The sequence below is a fragment of the Bacillus sp. XB1 genome (assembly GCF_053557995.1).
The window spans coordinates 357,189-373,952 of record NZ_JBNRIL010000002.1; the positions used below are offsets into that span (position 1 = coordinate 357,189).

The 16,764-nt window shown below is 36.7% G+C and carries 17 protein-coding genes, 2 tRNA genes and 1 pseudogene; 17 read left to right on the top strand and 3 right to left on the bottom strand.

Annotated elements, in window-relative coordinates; translation table 11 throughout:
* The first annotated feature begins 154 nt into the window (after positions 1-154).
* From gerM to ACK1U5_RS17175, 9 genes are all read left to right on the top strand, one after another.
* Positions 155-1,204 carry a spore germination protein GerM gene (gerM, locus tag ACK1U5_RS17135; RefSeq protein ID WP_001126750.1) on the top strand — a complete coding sequence of 350 codons (1,050 nt, stop codon included), beginning with the start codon at positions 155-157 and terminating at the stop codon, positions 1,202-1,204.
* A gap of 128 nt (positions 1,205-1,332) precedes the next feature.
* A complete protein-coding gene (gene rph / locus ACK1U5_RS17140; protein WP_001261765.1) occupies positions 1,333-2,070 on the top strand; it encodes a ribonuclease PH in 738 nt (245 codons plus the stop codon).
* 11 nt (positions 2,071-2,081) lie between these two features.
* Positions 2,082-2,690, top strand: coding sequence for an XTP/dITP diphosphatase (locus ACK1U5_RS17145; RefSeq protein WP_069605004.1), 609 nt, complete (start codon positions 2,082-2,084; stop codon positions 2,688-2,690).
* Between the two features lie 13 nt (positions 2,691-2,703).
* Positions 2,704-3,207 carry a metallophosphoesterase gene (locus ACK1U5_RS17150; RefSeq protein ID WP_050964667.1) on the top strand — a complete coding sequence of 168 codons (504 nt, stop codon included), beginning with the start codon at positions 2,704-2,706 and terminating at the stop codon, positions 3,205-3,207.
* Positions 3,208-3,315: 108 nt separating this feature from the next.
* Positions 3,316-3,389, top strand: a tRNA-Gly gene (locus ACK1U5_RS17155).
* 1 nt (position 3,390) lies between these two features.
* Positions 3,391-3,464: transfer RNA gene (locus ACK1U5_RS17160), tRNA-Arg, on the top strand.
* 245 nt (positions 3,465-3,709) lie between these two features.
* Entirely contained in the window at positions 3,710-3,916 is a 207-nt protein-coding gene (locus ACK1U5_RS17165) for a hypothetical protein (RefSeq protein ID WP_001006388.1), read from the top strand.
* A 285-nt stretch (positions 3,917-4,201) separates the two neighbouring features.
* The gene (locus tag ACK1U5_RS17170) at positions 4,202-4,837 is read left to right on the top strand and encodes a hypothetical protein (RefSeq protein ID WP_000762584.1); all 636 of its coding nucleotides are present in this window, start codon (positions 4,202-4,204) and stop codon (positions 4,835-4,837) included.
* Positions 4,837-5,004 carry a hypothetical protein gene (locus tag ACK1U5_RS17175; RefSeq protein WP_176526194.1) on the top strand — a complete coding sequence of 56 codons (168 nt, stop codon included), beginning with the start codon at positions 4,837-4,839 and terminating at the stop codon, positions 5,002-5,004. Before ACK1U5_RS17170 ends, ACK1U5_RS17175 begins: the two co-directional genes overlap by 1 nt.
* Positions 5,005-5,075: 71 nt before the next feature.
* On the opposite strand, the gene ACK1U5_RS17180 is transcribed toward ACK1U5_RS17175, so the two are convergent.
* Both ACK1U5_RS17180 and ACK1U5_RS17185 read right to left on the bottom strand, forming a co-directional pair.
* Positions 5,076-5,222, bottom strand: coding sequence for a hypothetical protein (locus ACK1U5_RS17180; protein ID WP_000039131.1), 147 nt, complete (start codon positions 5,220-5,222; stop codon positions 5,076-5,078).
* Positions 5,223-5,622: 400 nt separating this feature from the next.
* Positions 5,623-5,715 (bottom strand): annotated as a pseudogene (locus ACK1U5_RS17185) (DUF6572 domain-containing protein); the annotation flags it as partial.
* A gap of 152 nt (positions 5,716-5,867) precedes the next feature.
* On the opposite strand from ACK1U5_RS17185, the gene ACK1U5_RS17190 reads away from it, so the two are divergent.
* Positions 5,868-6,068: a hypothetical protein gene (locus tag ACK1U5_RS17190; protein WP_000124460.1), complete on the top strand. Its 201-nt coding sequence runs from the start codon at positions 5,868-5,870 to the stop codon at positions 6,066-6,068.
* Positions 6,069-6,162: 94 nt separating this feature from the next.
* Here the strand turns inward: ACK1U5_RS17190 and ACK1U5_RS17195 are convergent, their stop codons facing one another.
* Positions 6,163-6,777, bottom strand: coding sequence for a PH domain-containing protein (locus ACK1U5_RS17195; RefSeq protein ID WP_000473867.1), 615 nt, complete (start codon positions 6,775-6,777; stop codon positions 6,163-6,165).
* A 519-nt stretch (positions 6,778-7,296) separates the two neighbouring features.
* Between ACK1U5_RS17195 and ACK1U5_RS17200 the strand changes: the two genes are divergently transcribed.
* The 7 genes from ACK1U5_RS17200 (at position 7,297) to ysxC (ending at position 16,734) form a co-directional block, all read left to right on the top strand.
* Positions 7,297-7,545, top strand: coding sequence for a hypothetical protein (locus ACK1U5_RS17200; RefSeq protein ID WP_001983650.1), 249 nt, complete (start codon positions 7,297-7,299; stop codon positions 7,543-7,545).
* 197 nt (positions 7,546-7,742) lie between these two features.
* Positions 7,743-8,741 carry a hypothetical protein gene (locus ACK1U5_RS17205; protein WP_000358274.1) on the top strand — a complete coding sequence of 333 codons (999 nt, stop codon included), beginning with the start codon at positions 7,743-7,745 and terminating at the stop codon, positions 8,739-8,741.
* Positions 8,742-9,050: 309 nt separating this feature from the next.
* Positions 9,051-10,328, top strand: coding sequence for a trigger factor (gene tig / locus ACK1U5_RS17210; RefSeq protein WP_000105215.1), 1,278 nt, complete (start codon positions 9,051-9,053; stop codon positions 10,326-10,328).
* 264 nt (positions 10,329-10,592) lie between these two features.
* Positions 10,593-11,852 carry an ATP-dependent protease ATP-binding subunit ClpX gene (gene clpX, locus ACK1U5_RS17215; protein ID WP_000472289.1) on the top strand — a complete coding sequence of 420 codons (1,260 nt, stop codon included), beginning with the start codon at positions 10,593-10,595 and terminating at the stop codon, positions 11,850-11,852.
* Between the two features lie 106 nt (positions 11,853-11,958).
* A complete protein-coding gene (lonB, locus tag ACK1U5_RS17220) occupies positions 11,959-13,629 on the top strand; it encodes an ATP-dependent protease LonB (RefSeq protein WP_000119179.1) in 1,671 nt (556 codons plus the stop codon).
* A gap of 181 nt (positions 13,630-13,810) precedes the next feature.
* Entirely contained in the window at positions 13,811-16,141 is a 2,331-nt protein-coding gene (gene lon, locus ACK1U5_RS17225) for an endopeptidase La (RefSeq protein WP_061138933.1), read from the top strand.
* On the top strand, positions 16,138-16,734 hold the full coding sequence (ysxC, locus tag ACK1U5_RS17230) for a ribosome biogenesis GTP-binding protein YsxC (protein ID WP_000869116.1): 597 nt from the start codon (positions 16,138-16,140) through the stop codon (positions 16,732-16,734). The genes lon and ysxC overlap by 4 nt, the downstream gene beginning before the upstream one ends.
* Positions 16,735-16,764: the final 30 nt, after the last annotated feature.

Sequence of the window (16,764 nt, forward strand, 5' to 3'; positions counted from 1 at the left end):
GAGAAATCAGGAGCTTTTGTTTTATCTTGCTATTTGCTGGGTAGTAAGACCCCTGCTGATTAAAGTTTCAATTTATAAGAGGCACAGCTTGTTCTAAAACGTGAAACAGCTCGTATACATAATAGTACAAACTTAGATTTTAGGGGGGAATGGCATGCCTAAATCCACTTTTAAATGGGTTGTTGGTGCTACTGTGAGCGCTGTTTTACTAACAGGGTGTGGCTTTATAAATCAAGAGAAAGCAACTGAACAAATTGATCCGCCAAAACAAGTTACGTATACAGAGGGTGGGAAGAAAGAAGTAGCTAAAAAAGATAAGCAAGGGCAAATGGTAAATAGAGAACTATACCTTGTTGATAAAAATGGTTATGTTGTACCACAAACGTTAGCTATACCTACTCCGAAAGCGAATGAGACTGTGAAGCAAACGTTAGAATACCTTGTGAAAGATGGACCGGTAACGAATTTATTACCAAATGGGTTTCGTGCAGTCATTCCGGCGAATACAACAATGACCTTAGATTTGAAAAAGGACGGAACGGCAGTTATTGATTTCTCTAAAGAAATGAAAAACTATGCGAAAGAAGAAGAGCGTCAAATCGTTGAATCTATAGCTTGGACGTTGACGCAATTTACAGAGATAAAACAAGTGCAGTTCCAAATAAATGGTGAGAAATTGGCAAAAATGCCTGTTGGTGGTACACCGCTTGGTGAAGGAGTGAGCCGTGCAAATGGTATTAACTTCGATGATGAACAAGTAACAGATGTAACAAATACAAAACCAGTCACACTGTATTTTATGGCGCAAAATAATAATAAACAGCAATACTACGTACCAGTCACACGCCGCGTTGCAGAAGGTAAAGAAAATGACTATGCAACCATTATAGATGAACTTGTAAAAGGTCCGATCCATCAATCGCTCCTGAATGATTTTAATCCAGGCGTTAAGCTTATTACGAATCCGAAATTACAAGACGGAAATCTTACATTAAACTTTAATGAAAATATATTTGTAAACCCAGATAAAAATATGATCTCAAATTACGTATTGAAGTCGTTAGTTTTATCTTTAACAGAAAAGAAAGGTGTGAAAAATATTTCTATTGAAGTGAATGGAAAAGCAAATCTTATAGATGAAAAGGGCGGAAAGTTAATAAAACCTGTAGATCGTCCAGAAAACGTGAATACAGGTAGTTTTTAATCGTCAATAATTTGATATACTTAAGTAAGAAAGAGGAATTGCTTTTTGGGTTCCTCTTCTTTTATTGTATACATATCATACATTTAAATTTGGCTATACTAACAAGTAGTTATGAGGAGGTTATTTTTATGCGAGTAGATGGTAGAGAGAAAACAGAATTACGCCATATACATATTCATACGAATTATTTAAAACATCCAGAAGGATCAGTGTTAATTGAGGTTGGGGATACAAAGGTAATTTGCTCAGCGACAATTGAAGAGCGTGTCCCGCCATTTATGCGTGGAGAAGGAAAGGGCTGGGTAACAGCTGAATATGCGATGATTCCACGTGCGACAGAACAACGTACAATTAGGGAGTCAAGCAAAGGGAAAGTAACAGGACGTACAATGGAAATCCAGCGCTTAATAGGACGAGCATTACGTGCGGTAGTTGATTTAGAAGCGCTTGGCGAGAGAACAGTTTGGATTGACTGTGATGTCATCCAAGCAGATGGTGGAACGAGAACAGCTTCTATTACAGGTGCATATGTAGCGATGGTATTAGCTTTCGAGAAATTATTACAAGCAGAAAAAGTATCTAAAATTCCAGTAAAAGATTATTTAGCAGCAACATCAGTAGGAATTGTTGAAGAGCAAGGTGTTGTTTTAGATTTAAACTATGCAGAAGATTCTAAAGCAGACGTTGATATGAATGTAATTATGACTGGAAAAGGTCAGTTCGTTGAAGTGCAAGGAACTGGAGAAGAAGCGACGTTTAGTAGAGCGCAGTTAAATGAACTACTTGATGCAGCAGAACAAGGCATTTTCCAACTGATTGATATGCAAAAAGAAGCTTTAGGTGACATCGTATCTCATATAGAGTAGAGGTGGAAAGTATGAAACAAGTTGTTGTAGCGACAAAAAATGTGGGGAAAGTACGTGAGTTTGCTGAGTTATTTGAGCGATTTGATTTAGAAGTGAAATCATTACACGATTTTCCTCATATTGAAGAAGTCGAAGAAACTGGTGAAACATTTGAAGAAAATGCGATCTTAAAAGCGGATAGTTTGAGTAGACAGTTGAATGCAATTGTAATTGCGGATGATTCAGGTCTTATTGTAGATGCGTTAAACGGGAAACCAGGCGTGTATTCAGCTCGTTTTGCTGGAGAGCCAAAAGATGATCAAGCGAATATTGATAAAGTGTTACAAGAATTAAATGAAGTAGCGTTTGAAAAGCGTAAAGCTCGTTTCTATTGTGCATTAGCAGTTGCTTTCCCTGAAGGTGATAAAAAGCCTGTCATTGTAAACGGGACATGTGAAGGATTTATTTTAGAACAACGCCGCGGGGAAAACGGCTTTGGATATGATCCGATTTTTTATGTGGAAGAATATAAAAAAGCGATGGCGGAACTAAGTTCAGATGAGAAAAATGCTATTAGCCATCGTGGCCGTGCTCTTCGTAAATTAGAAGAAAAAATCCCGGAATGGTTTTTAGGAGAATAAGGGAGAGAGAATGATGAAAGCTTTAATCGTAAGTGATAGTCATAGCTCTGTGAAGGAATTACAGCAGTTGAAAGAGAAGTATGAAGGGAAAGTAAATATCATGATTCATTGCGGTGATTCAGAGCTAACGCCTGCTCATGAAGAACTGCAAGGTTTCCGTGTTGTAAAAGGAAACTGTGATTATGCTAACTTTCAAGATGAAATTGTAACTGATATAGATGGAATTCGCTTCTTAGTTGTGCATGGACATCGCCATAATGTGAAAATGACATTACAAACGCTAGCGTACCATGCTGAAGAAGTGGGAGCGCAAGTTGCATGCTTTGGACATTCTCACGTATTAGGTGCGGAATTAATCGAGGGCGTTTTATTTATTAATCCAGGCAGTATTTTATTACCACGTCAGCGTGTAGAAAAGACATTTGCTTTATTAGAAATGGATGAAAATCAAATGGAAGTTCGTTTTGAAACGTTAGACGGACAACTAGTTGAACAAGCAGTTTTTAAAAGAGGATAAGAAAATTTATCCTCTTTTAAAAAAGGTGTTGACTTTATGTGTGGTTATACATATAATAAATATTGTCGATAGGGCAACGGCGCTAACGAAGAAAAGAAAATAACATATGCGGGTGTAGTTTAGTGGTAAAACAAGAGCCTTCCAAGCTCTGGTCGAGAGTTCGATTCTCTTCACCCGCTCCATGTCCCAGTAGCTCAGCCGGATAGAGCATACGCCTTCTAAGCGTACGGTCGGGAGTTCGAATCTCTCCTGGGACGCTAACAATCGGGTAGTAAACCCCGTCAAATAAGTCTTTTAATTCGAAAGTTGAAACGTACAGTGTGCGGTCAACATCGAGTTAGGAGGCTTATTTTTTTATGTCTAAAAGACGTGATTCTTTAACGGTTAGTGAAGACTTATCAAATGTTTTTGACAGGAAGCTGGAATAGAAGGGAAAACTTTTCAAATTAATTTCCGAAATCATGTAAAGTAGTCCTTGTAAGAGAGAAACAGAGGTGATTTCATGAATGAAACTACTCAGAAGTTTTACGAACGAATCCAAGAAGAGTTGAACCTGAAAGACATTAAGGAGGCTCAAAAAGTTTACCGTTTCTATAGTGCTCTTAAAGGAGTAACTAAGATAGTAAGCGAGGAAGAGCTACACAAGTTAGTCAAGATGGCTCTAAATGGGGAAGCTTTAATTTCAGAGGATAGAAGGTTTAAAGGGTAAAACCTTTTTCTTTCTTAGGTAATTTCGGAAATTAAAATTAAATAAAACAGCCCAGTGAGTACCAGTCACCGAGCTAGGAAGGAGCAATACATTAATGCCGAAAATAGAAATTAAACGAGGTCTAATCGTATCAACTGGATTCATCAGTTTAATGTACGCAAAGGTTTACATTGTAGCACTTGGCGTATAAACTTACAAGTTAGGTCATGTGATGTACATACATATATACTAGAAGTGACTGATTGACTTAATTGGTTTAAACGCACAAATTGGAGGAATTGACAAATGAAACTAGATAAAATTGAATCAGGCGAGACTAAAAAGAAAATGCCTTTAGGACGTAAAATTGCTATTGGCGCAATCGGTATATTATTCTCAATGAATATCATTCAGAATTTAGATAGAAAAAACCTTAAAAATGAAATTAAAGAGTGGGAAGATAAATGGAAGCTTGCCGAGGAGGTCTATCAGGAAGCGCATGACGAGAATGTTAGTCTTAAATCTGAGTTGAAAACCCTGAAGGCGTCTAATGAGCCTGAGCTTGAAGAGGGAAAAACTGAAGAAATCGAGCAAGTAGATGAACGTTTAAAGGAACTGAAAGAGTCCCAATACAAGGCTAGAGAGCAAAAGGCTCATAAAGCTCTGAATGCCTTAGGGTCTGAATCAGCTCAGGCGGAGTATAAAAAATTAATCAAGCCGAAGCTAGAAAGATGGGCTTCCAAAGATATGTTGAGTGTTGCTCAGGAAGGAACAAGCTTTCGTGAGATTGACGATAGTCACCTTCCATGGACAGATACTACAGAGCCGAATGGGACGAATACAAAGCACATCTACAGGAACGGCTATGACCAACTAGAAATTACATATAATCTTGACGGAATCATTACAAAATCTGAATGGAAAACAGGAGTGAATAAATAATGCATTCATTAGAAAGGTTACTAGAAGCGCAATCTCAAATAATGAAGCTACATATAGATGGTCTAATGAGTGATGACGCATTCTCCGAGATGTCATCATACATTGAAGGATTAATCGAAGGTGTTTATGAAGAAGAGAAGGAAGCTCATAAGGAATCCGCACATTAATTTAAGGTAAAACATTTATAAAGAAGACTCGAAAGACTTTATTCTTTGTTATCACCTGAAATATTAGTCTTTCAAGTCTTCTTAGATTCTGATTTGCCTGTTTTACCGCCTGAGAGGTCTCGTTTTACTATATTTGCAATCTGTTCAGCCATAGCTTGACCGTTAAAAGTTCCCTTTGTAGTTACCTTTATAGTTACATCTTTCCTTTTTTTACTCATATTGAATCACTCCTTTGGGCTTATATTATGGATTTTATCATCTAGAATGGAGAATGGACTTGAAAAAGTTTTACCTTGACGGTAGTTTATATAATAAGGTAAGATTTTTTTAAAAGGTCACTTGACCGAAAACTGGAAAGTTTCAATTTCTGAAATGTATAGGCTATTATGACGCAAGTTTTATAGATTGGTTCGGGAGTTCGAATCTCTCCTGGGACGCTAAAAAAACCTTGTTATCTTTTGATAACAAGGTTTTTTGTTTGTCTAAAATTTGATGTTTGGGTTATAGGTGTAGTTCATTCTTGATATTTGCGACCTTTCCTTTGATATTAAGCAGTTGCATATGTACTTCTTTAAATTAAATAAAAAGAGCGCCATTTATGCGCCCTATTCCTCTTATTTAATTTAAAGAATCAATAGGTTTATGATGGAACTCAAATCCATATCCAGATTCTCTTAATTGTTTACTTACAATATTATAAAACTCTTTACCATTCTAGTACGATTCAGCAGCAGTTATCGGAACTTATTCCCGGTAGTGTGTTACAATTAATAGAAGCGGAAAACGAGAATCTCCAATTGACTGGACCTGTGATTGGTTAGATGGTTTAAGAAGGTCGTATAAAAAAGGGAGATGGCGCAAAGATGGCGAGATCAAATGAGAATGATTTAACGGAGAAATTGGCGGAAGGTCACCGGAAATATGGTGATGGCAATTTTACAGTACAGAACATCGGTGATGAAACTAACCCGAATTGGACTGTCGTAAAAAATGTGAGGAAAGGATCGGCAGGCATTCGCGAAGGAGAAGATATATTAAGACTGCGATCAAAATATATAAAATAGTACGGAAATGGGCGGAGCGGGAGTTCGAATCTCTCCTGGGGCGCCAAGAAAACCTTGTTATCTTTTGATAACAAGGTTTTTTGTTTGTTTTAAATTAGTTGTTAATAAACTTCTCAAATACAAAACCATAATCTTTCACATTATATTGTTTCTTCGTATCAACGAGCCAGTTAAAAGCGATTTCGTTTATTTCTTTAAACTGTTCTGCTAAATTTACTTGTGCGTTTGAAATACGGCTGAAAGCGTTAGATGCCATATCTAAACTTTTATGTGCATACTGCAATGTAATATCGTTGTCGTATGAGATTTCTTCGATTTTAAGTAAAGCTTTATATAAATCTTTTAATTCTTCAATATGTTTTTTATGGACATCAATTGAATAGTGTTCATCGCCCATTTGGAACTTAATTTCTACATCTAAATCAATCGTTCCCGCAGTTTCAAGCGCTACGTTTTTAATTTGATATTTACTATAGCTAAAGCGGCGTAGTGTACGTTTTTTACTTGTTGCGCTTGTACCGTCTAAGTGAATTAACCCTTTGTTTGTGAAGCAATATTCATCTGATTTCGATTTAATTAGAAAGTAAATTTTCTCCCCATCTTCATGCATTACATAATCATCGGCATCGACCTTATCATAGTCTTTAGGTGTAATAACAGAACCTACATCGCTTAGTCCTAATACATCTGCGGCCATTTTTTTAAACATATATAATCCCCCTTGTAAATTAAAGTCTTAATTGTACAAAAATATATTAACATGATCTTCATCCTTTGTTTTCTTGTAATACGAAAATATCTGAAGGTAAGTTAAGAAAAGTAATGAATAATTATTTTGATCCTAAATTATTTAGTAAATCTATTAGTTTAAGAGTGGATTCTCCGAAAAATAACCAAGAGAAAAAAGTTAATTTTGCAAGTGATTATAAATAAATTCCGTGAAAGCACCTCAAGCGATATGAGGTGTTTTTCAATCTCTTTTTGAAATCTTACAATTCTGTAAGGTAACTGTAAGGTAGTTCGATGGTAAGAAATTGCTAATCTTTTATAATGAAGATAACAACGATAAAACGAGGAGGCAGAAATGATGAAAGGATTAGTTGTAACGGGCTTGACGGTTGCTTTTGGATTTGTAGCGTATGAGAAATTAACGTATGTAGTTGATGTTGTGAAACATTTGATTGCTTAGAGAAAACAGCCATGAGAGGGAAAGGGAATGAGTGAATGAATGGAATGGTTATTTGGAATTATAGGTACTTGTAGTGTAGTGTTATTGTTCTTTGTCCCAAGTGGTATACTTAGTTCGACAACAAGTTTGTTCTTCTTAAGTTTGTTTGCTTGTACGATGCTTATTATTATGTTTTTAATGAAGCGAAGTAAACCAATCTTCTATTTTAGCATGATTGTTATGGCAATTATTGTTCTCCAAATTATTACCCTTGTAATATACCCCACAATTATAAAAGCTTTCCATTAATGATGAATCCTCTGCGTTTGTTGCTGGGGATTTTTACTTGTACAATTTTAATTTTTAGTAGAGATTTATTTGTATTGGAATGTAAAAATTAAATATTTTCATATTTCAAACAAATAGTTTTGGGATGTTGTGTTCTCATTACGCATTTGATATATTTACTTTGAACATAATTAAAATCAAGAAAAAGAGGCGGACGTATGGATAAAAAAGAAAATACGGTCGTATTGTTTCCACAACTATCAGAGCGCTATATTGATGAAGGTTTTTTAGCGCTGAAAGAGCGGAAGTTCGAAGATGCATTGCGCTGCTTTGAAATATTACGTCAGTATAATGCGGAAACGGAACAAACGGAATTAGCTTCAGTTATTTGTTTACTCGAATTAAAACGTATGGAAGAAGCGAAAGACAAATGTGAACAGTTGCTTAAAACAGGAGTTGTCTTATTTGGTGATATTCTTGAAACGTACGTGACTATTTTAGTTCAAACAAATGATTATGAAGGTGTTATTGAAACTGTTGAAAAGGTTTTACAAACGAAAGATATAATGCCTGATCAAAAGGAAAAATTAGCGCAGCTTGCTTTATTTGCAGAAGGTATGCTAAATGAGGGAGACGCATCGCTAGTGGATTCAAATTTTGAGTTGGATGAGTTTACTAATGAAATTTTTGGAGAAAACTTTGGACAGAAGCTAAGAGCGATTCAGCGACTTTCGTTAAAAGACTTAGATCTTGCATTACCTGTTTTAAAGAAATTTTTAATAGACGAAGAGCAACACCCCTATTTGAAAACTTCTATTTTGTATAAAATGATAGAAAGTCAGGTAGAAGAGGAAATAGAGGTAGAAAAGTTTGGGAATACGATTAAGGTAATTCCAGCATTTACAGGTCATAATGAGGAGCAATCCAATAACATTATACATAAATTATCAAGTCGATTAGAGCAAAATTATCCCGATATATTTGAAGCGATGGTTACATATTGGAAAGAATTGCAAATTAGCATTTTCCCATTCGCTCTATTAATGGATAAAGAAGAGATTTGGTCAGCTGTTTTAGAGAGAATTGGAAGAAAGCGTTTCGGATTGGCTATTGATGAAGAAGAGCTTATGGCAGCATACAATATCGAATTGGAAGAGTTTCATATTGCCTATCAATGGTTATTACGTGTTGAAAGAGAAGGATATTTGCCCGTATAATTATGAAAAAGAATCGTTCAGTTCTTGAAACGAGCATATTCTATGTTATAATGTAAGGGTTGCAAAAGGCAGAAAACTGCCTGTTTGTAAGAGAAGAGAAGTGTAATTCTCTTACTTAATATGTTTCATATTATTCTCGAACAAAATATACCGTAGTTGTCTTCTGGGCAATTAGTAGATTGGAACATTATATCTGAAAGCTTTTGCTAGAGGATTATTTGTGTATTTGTTATTTCAAAAAAGAGATAATGAAGATCTTAATCTATAGAGGTATGTGCATACATTATTATAGTTGGAGGGAAAGAATAAATGTCTACAAAATGGGAAAAATTAGAAGGTAACGTTGGCGTTTTAACAATCGAAGTTGATGCTAAAGAAGTAAACAACTCTATCGACGCTGCGTTCAAAAAAGTAGTAAAAACAATTAACGTACCAGGTTTCCGTAAAGGAAAAATGCCTCGTCCATTATTCGAACAACGCTTTGGTATTGAATCTTTATACCAAGATGCTTTAGATATCATTTTACCAAAAGCATACGGTGAAGCGATTGAAGAAGCTGGTATCTTCCCAGTTGATCATCCTGAAATCGACATCGAGAAGTTCGAAAAAAATGCTAACCTTATCTTCACTGCAAAAGTTACAGTGAAACCTGAAGTTAAATTAGGTGAGTACAAAGGTTTAGCAGTAGAAAAAGTTGAAACAACTGTAACTGACGAAGATGTAGAGAACGAATTAAAATCTTTACAAGAGCGTCAAGCTGAACTAGTTGTTAAAGAAGAAGGAACTGTTGAAAACGGTGATACAGCTGTAATCGACTTCGAAGGTTTCGTTGATGGCGAAGCATTTGAAGGCGGAAAAGGCGAAAACTACTCTCTAGCAATCGGTTCTGGTACATTCATCCCAGGTTTCGAAGAGCAAGTAATCGGTCTTAAATCTGGTGAGTCTAAAGACGTTGAAGTATCATTCCCAGAAGAGTACCATGCTGCTGAATTAGCTGGCAAACCAGCAACATTCAAAGTAACAATTCATGAAATCAAAACAAAAGAACTTCCTGAGTTAAACGACGAGTTCGCTAAAGAAGCAGACGAAGCGGTTGCAACTCTTGATGAATTAAAAGCAAAACTTCGCACAAACTTAGAAGAAGGCAAAAAGCACGAAGCTGAGCACAAAGTACGTGACGAAGTAGTAGAATTAGCTGCTGCTAACGCTGAAATCGAAATTCCAGAAGCTATGATCAACACTGAGTTAGATCGTATGGTTCGTGAATTCGAGCAACGTTTAAGCCAACAAGGTATGAACCTTGAGCTTTACTACCAATTCACAGGTACTGACGCTGACAAATTAAAAGAGCAAATGAAAGAAGATGCACAAAAACGTGTAAGAATCAATCTTGTTCTTGAAGCTATCATTGAAGCTGAAAACATCGAAGTTACTGAAGAAGAAGTAACTGCAGAAGTTGAAAAAATGGCTGAAATGTACGGTATGCCAGTAGACGCTATCAAGCAAGCTCTTGGAAGCGTAGACGCTTTAGCTGAAGATCTTAAAGTGCGTAAAGCTGTAGACTTCTTAGTAGAAAACGCTGCATAATAAAATAACAAGGCACGATTAAAATCGTGCCTTGTTTTATAAATATAGAAATATATTTATAAAACTTTTCGATGGAGAAGGAAAAGTTCCTTTACAAGTCGAATATACATATTTCAAAAGTTTTAAAAATTTTTTATTTGTACATAACTAGTCATATTATTTGTATTTCTCGCCACGTAGTGACATAATATGTATTTACATACGATACATTTATCGTGTACATACGAAGGCAAGAGGTTAGCACTTTGTAAGGGGTGTGAAAATATGTTTAAATTTAATGATGAAAAAGGGCAATTAAAATGTTCTTTCTGTGGTAAAACACAAACGCAAGTTCGAAAGTTAGTGGCAGGTCCAGGTGTTTACATTTGTGACGAGTGTATCGAACTTTGTACTGAAATTGTACAAGAGGAGCTTGCGAAGGACGAAGAAGTAGAATTCAAAGATGTACCGAAACCGGTAGAAATTCGTGAAATCTTAGATGAGTATGTCATCGGGCAAGATAGCGCGAAAAAAGCACTAGCGGTAGCGGTATATAACCATTACAAACGCATTAATTCTAACAGCAAAATTGATGATGTAGAATTAGCGAAGAGTAATATCGCACTTATCGGGCCAACAGGTAGTGGTAAAACATTACTTGCACAAACGTTAGCGCGTATTCTAAATGTTCCATTTGCAATCGCGGACGCAACATCTTTAACAGAAGCTGGATATGTTGGTGAAGATGTAGAAAATATCTTACTAAAATTAATTCAAGCAGCTGATTATGATGTAGAGAAAGCGGAAAAAGGAATCATTTATATTGATGAGATTGATAAAGTGGCACGTAAGTCCGAAAATCCATCAATTACACGTGATGTATCTGGTGAAGGTGTGCAACAGGCACTTCTGAAAATTTTAGAAGGTACTGTAGCAAGCGTTCCACCTCAAGGTGGTCGTAAGCATCCGCACCAAGAGTTTATTCAAATTGATACAACGAACATCTTATTCATTTGTGGTGGAGCGTTTGATGGCATTGAGCCGATTATTAAACGTCGCCTTGGTGAAAAAGTAATTGGATTTGGTTCTGAGAAGAAAAATGCTGATGTAAATGAGAAGCATGTTTTATCTCACGTATTACCAGAGGATCTTTTAAGATTTGGTTTAATTCCAGAGTTTATCGGTCGTCTTCCAGTTATTGCGAACCTAGAGCCACTTGATGAAGATGCTCTTGTTGATATTTTAACGAAACCGAAAAATGCACTTGTTAAGCAATTCCAAAAACTATTGGAGCTTGACGATGTTGAGTTAGAGTTTGAAGAAGGTGCACTAATCGAAATTGCGAAAAAAGCAATTGAACGTAAAACGGGTGCTCGTGGACTTCGTTCTATTATTGAAGGCTTAATGCTTGATGTAATGTTCGAACTTCCATCTCGTAAAGATATCGAGAAGTGTATTCTTACAAAAGAAACAGTAGCTGATAATGAGCCGCCAAAATTGGTGTTACAAGACGGTACTGTACTTGATACAAAAACATCTGCATAATGCGAAAGGGAAACAGCAATTTTTATAATTGCTGTTTTTCTTTATGTTTAGCTACGTTCCTCCGCGGAAATACTAAGAGATAAAATATTGCGGGAGGAAATAAATAATGAGCTGGACAAATATATTTTTAGTTGTTCAACTTGTTTTTGGTGTAATTGTCGGATTGTATTTCTGGCATTTACTTCGAAATCAACGAACACAAAAAGTTTCAATTGATCGAGAATCGAAAAAAGAATTAGAACAACTTCGTAAAATGCGTGAGATTTCTTTAACAGAGCCGCTAGCAGAAAAGGTGCGTCCTACAACCTTTTTAGATATTGTAGGGCAAGAGGACGGGATTAAGTCGTTAAAAGCGGCTCTTTGTGGTCCGAATCCGCAACATGTAATCATATATGGCCCACCAGGTGTTGGGAAAACAGCGGCAGCACGTCTTGTATTAGAAGAAGCGAAACGAAATCCTAAATCTCCATTTCGTACGAATGCAACATTTATTGAACTTGATGCGACAACAGCTCGGTTTGATGAACGTGGTATCGCAGACCCTTTAATTGGTTCGGTGCATGATCCGATTTATCAAGGTGCTGGGGCGATGGGGCAAGCAGGTATTCCGCAACCGAAAAAAGGTGCTGTAACAGATGCACATGGTGGTATTTTGTTTATTGATGAGATTGGCGAGCTCCATCCGATTCAAATGAACAAAATGTTAAAGGTGTTAGAAGATCGAAAAGTATTTTTAGAAAGTGCGTACTATAGTGAAGAAAATACAATGATCCCAACATATATACATGATATTTTCCAAAAAGGCTTACCGGCAGATTTTCGCTTAGTTGGAGCAACGACACGTTCGCCAGAGGAAATTCCTCCTGCTATTCGGTCACGTTGCTTAGAAGTATTTTTCCGTGAATTAGATACGGAAGAAATTCAAAAAGTAGCGAAAAATGCCGCGGAAAAAGTGGAAATGCAAATAGGTGAAAATGGTATTGAGATGATTGGGATGTATGCAAGGAATGGACGAGAAGCGATTAATCTCGTGCAAATCTCTGCGGGTATGGCGATAAATGAAGAACGTTCTTTCATTAAGGATGAAGATATAGAGTGGGTTGTTCACTCAAGTCAGCTTACACCGAAATATGAAAAGCGCATTTATCCGATTCCAAGGATTGGTCTTGTAAATGGTCTTGCTGTATACGGACCAAATACAGGTGCGTTATTAGAAATTGAAGTAACAGCAATTCCGGCGAAAGATAAAGGATCGGTAAATGTTACCGGAATTGTGGAAGAAGAAAGTATTGGTAGTCAAACGAAATCGATTCGTCGTAAAAGTATGGCGAAAGGCTCTGTTGATAATGTATTAACAGTACTTCGTTCTTTAGATGTGTTGCCAGAAGGATACGATATACATATTAACTTTCCAGGGGGTATCCCAATTGATGGCCCTTCTGCAGGAATCGCTATGGCAACAGGTGTATATTCTGCGGTGCACCGCACGTATGTAAATAATGAAGTAGCGATGACAGGTGAAATAAGTATACACGGAGAAGTAAAGCCTATTGGTGGCGTATACGCAAAAATAAAAGCTGCGAAAAAAGCGGGAGCTAAGAAAGTCATTATTCCTGCTGAAAATATGCAACCATTTTTGTATACGATCAAGGGAATTGAAATTATTCCTGTTCGTAAGTTAAAAGAAGTATTTGAGTTAACGTTTATGCAAGAAAATATGCATAGAGAGCTAGATGTACATACTCACGTAGACGAAACAGATGCACAATCTATGTAAAAATAAACAATAATAAAATTTGCCAGACTTCGTTTAAGTTTGTATGCTTAATCGGAGTCTTTTTCTTTTCGTGAGGTAGAAAAACAAGCTATTTACAATTGCGCGGAATCTCAGCAATTGCATCTAGGTGTATTGTAATATAAAATAGTTGAACAGGAGTTTAATTTATTATGGAGGTGCTATGTCTAGTATGAATACGAACGAAAGAATCGTGCCCCTCCTACCATTAAGAGGCGTTCTCGTATATCCAACGATGGTTTTGCATCTTGATGTAGGACGTGATAAATCGATACAAGCACTAGAGCAGGCGGCAATGGATGAAAATATCATCTTTTTAGCAATGCAAAAAGAAATGAATATCGATGATCCGAAAGAAGATGACATATATAGTGTAGGTACAGTGGCGAAAGTGAAGCAAATGTTAAAATTGCCGAACGGTACGCTTCGTGTCCTTGTGGAAGGTTTACATAGAGCAGAAGTAATAGAGTTTATCGAAGAAGAAAATGTAGTACAAGTGTCTATTAAAAAGGTAACTGAAGAAGTAGAAGATGATTTAGAAGAGAAAGCTTTTATGCGTACGTTACTGGAGCATTTCGAACAATATATTAAAGTTTCGAAAAAAGTTTCAAATGAAACTTTTGCAACGGTAGCTGATGTGGAAGAACCAGGGAGATTAGCTGATTTAATTGCTTCTCACTTGCCGATTAAAACGAAGCAGAAACAAGAGATTTTAGAGATTGTATCTGTAAAAGAACGATTACAAACACTTATTTCAATTATTCAAGATGAACAAGAGTTACTTAGCCTAGAAAAGAAAATTGGGCAAAAAGTGAAACGTTCCATGGAGCGCACGCAAAAAGAATATTTCTTACGTGAGCAAATGAAGGCGATTCAAACTGAACTTGGCGACAAAGAAGGCAAGGGCGGAGAAGTAGAAGAACTTCGTGAGAAAATTGAACAGTCAGGAATGCCGGAAGAAACAATGAAGGCTGCCCTGAAAGAATTAGATCGTTATGAAAAGTTACCAGCAAGTTCTGCGGAGAGTGGTGTTATTCGCAATTATATTGATTGGTTATTAGCGCTTCCGTGGACAGAGGCAACAGAAGATATAATTGACCTTGCTCATTCGGAAGAGATTTTAAATAACGATCATTACGGTCTTGAAAAAGTGAAAGAGCGTGTACTTGAATATTTAGCTGTACAGAAGTTAACGAATTCATTAAAAGGACCTATCCTTTGTTTAGTAGGCCCTCCTGGGGTCGGCAAAACTTCGTTAGCGCGTTCAATTGCAACATCATTGAATCGTAACTTCGTCCGTGTATCTCTTGGTGGTGTGCGTGATGAATCTGAAATTCGTGGTCACCGTCGTACATATGTTGGAGCAATGCCAGGACGCATTATTCAAGGTATGAAAAAGGCGAAAACAGTTAATCCAGTCTTCTTATTAGATGAGATTGATAAAATGTCTAACGATTTCCGTGGAGATCCATCAGCGGCATTACTTGAAGTATTAGATCCAGAACAAAACCATAACTTCAGTGATCATTACATTGAAGAACCATATGATCTATCAAAAGTTATGTTTGTAGCAACTGCTAATACACTTTCAAGTATTCCAGGTCCATTACTTGACCGTATGGAAATCATTTCGATTGCTGGCTATACAGAACTTGAAAAAGTACACATTGCTCGTGAGCATTTGTTGCCGAAACAATTAAAAGAACATGGCTTACGAAAAGGTAATTTACAAGTGCGTGATGAAGCGCTTCTTGAGATTATTCGTTATTATACACGTGAGGCTGGTGTTCGTACGCTAGAGCGCCAAATTGCAAAAGTTTGCCGTAAAGTAGCGAAGATTATCGTTACAGCAGAACGTAAACGTATCGTTGTGACAGAGAAAAAGATTGTTGATTTACTTGGTAAACACATATTCCGTTATGGGCAAGCTGAAAAAACAGACCAAGTTGGTATGGCAACAGGTCTAGCTTACACAGCAGCAGGCGGCGATACACTTGCCATTGAAGTTTCTGTAGCGCCAGGAAAAGGGAAACTAATTTTAACAGGGAAACTTGGGGATGTTATGAAAGAATCAGCACAAGCTGCGTTTAGTTATATACGTTCTCGTGCAGAAGAGCTTCAGATCGATCCGAATTTCCATGAGAAAAATGATATTCATATTCACGTTCCAGAAGGAGCAGTTCCAAAAGACGGACCGTCAGCAGGTATTACGATGGCAACGGCACTTATTTCTGCGCTAACAGGTATTCCTGTAAGTAAAGAAGTGGGTATGACAGGTGAAATTACACTTCGTGGTCGTGTATTACCAATTGGTGGTTTAAAAGAAAAAACATTAAGTGCTCACCGCGCAGGCTTAACAAAAATTATTTTGCCAGCAGAAAACGAGAAAGATTTAGATGATATTCCAGAGAGCGTAAAAGAAAACCTTACGTTTGTGCTTGCATCTCATTTAGATGAAGTATTGGAGCACGCATTAGTAGGAGTGAAACAATGAAAGTAACAAAAGCAGATATTGTAATTAGTGCTGTTAAACCAGAACAATATCCAGACAGTGATTTACCAGAAATTGCATTAGCAGGTCGTTCAAATGTGGGGAAGTCTTCCTTTATTAATAAAATTTTAAATCGTAAAAAGTTAGTGCGTATTTCTTCTAAACCAGGAAAAACGCAAACGCTGAACTTTTTCTTAATCAATGAGATGATGCACTTTGTTGACGTTCCAGGTTATGGATATGCAAAAGTATCTAAATCGGAGCGCGCTGCATGGGGGAAAATGATTGAAACGTACTTTACAACTCGTGAGCAATTAGACGCAGCTGTATTAGTAGTTGATTTACGTCACCAACCAACAAGTGATGACGTGATGATGTATGATTTCTTAAAGCATTATGAAATCCCAACAATTATTATTGCGACGAAAGCCGATAAAATTCCGAAAGGGAAATGGCAAAAGCATTTAAAAGTTGTAAAAGAAACGCTTGCTGTTGAAATTGGCGATGAAATTGTTCTATTCTCTTCTGAAACAGGACTTGGAAAAGAAGAAGCGTGGAAAGCAATTCATAAATTTACAAAAACAAAAAACGCGTGACGAATGTCGCGCGTTTTTGTTTTGCTAAAT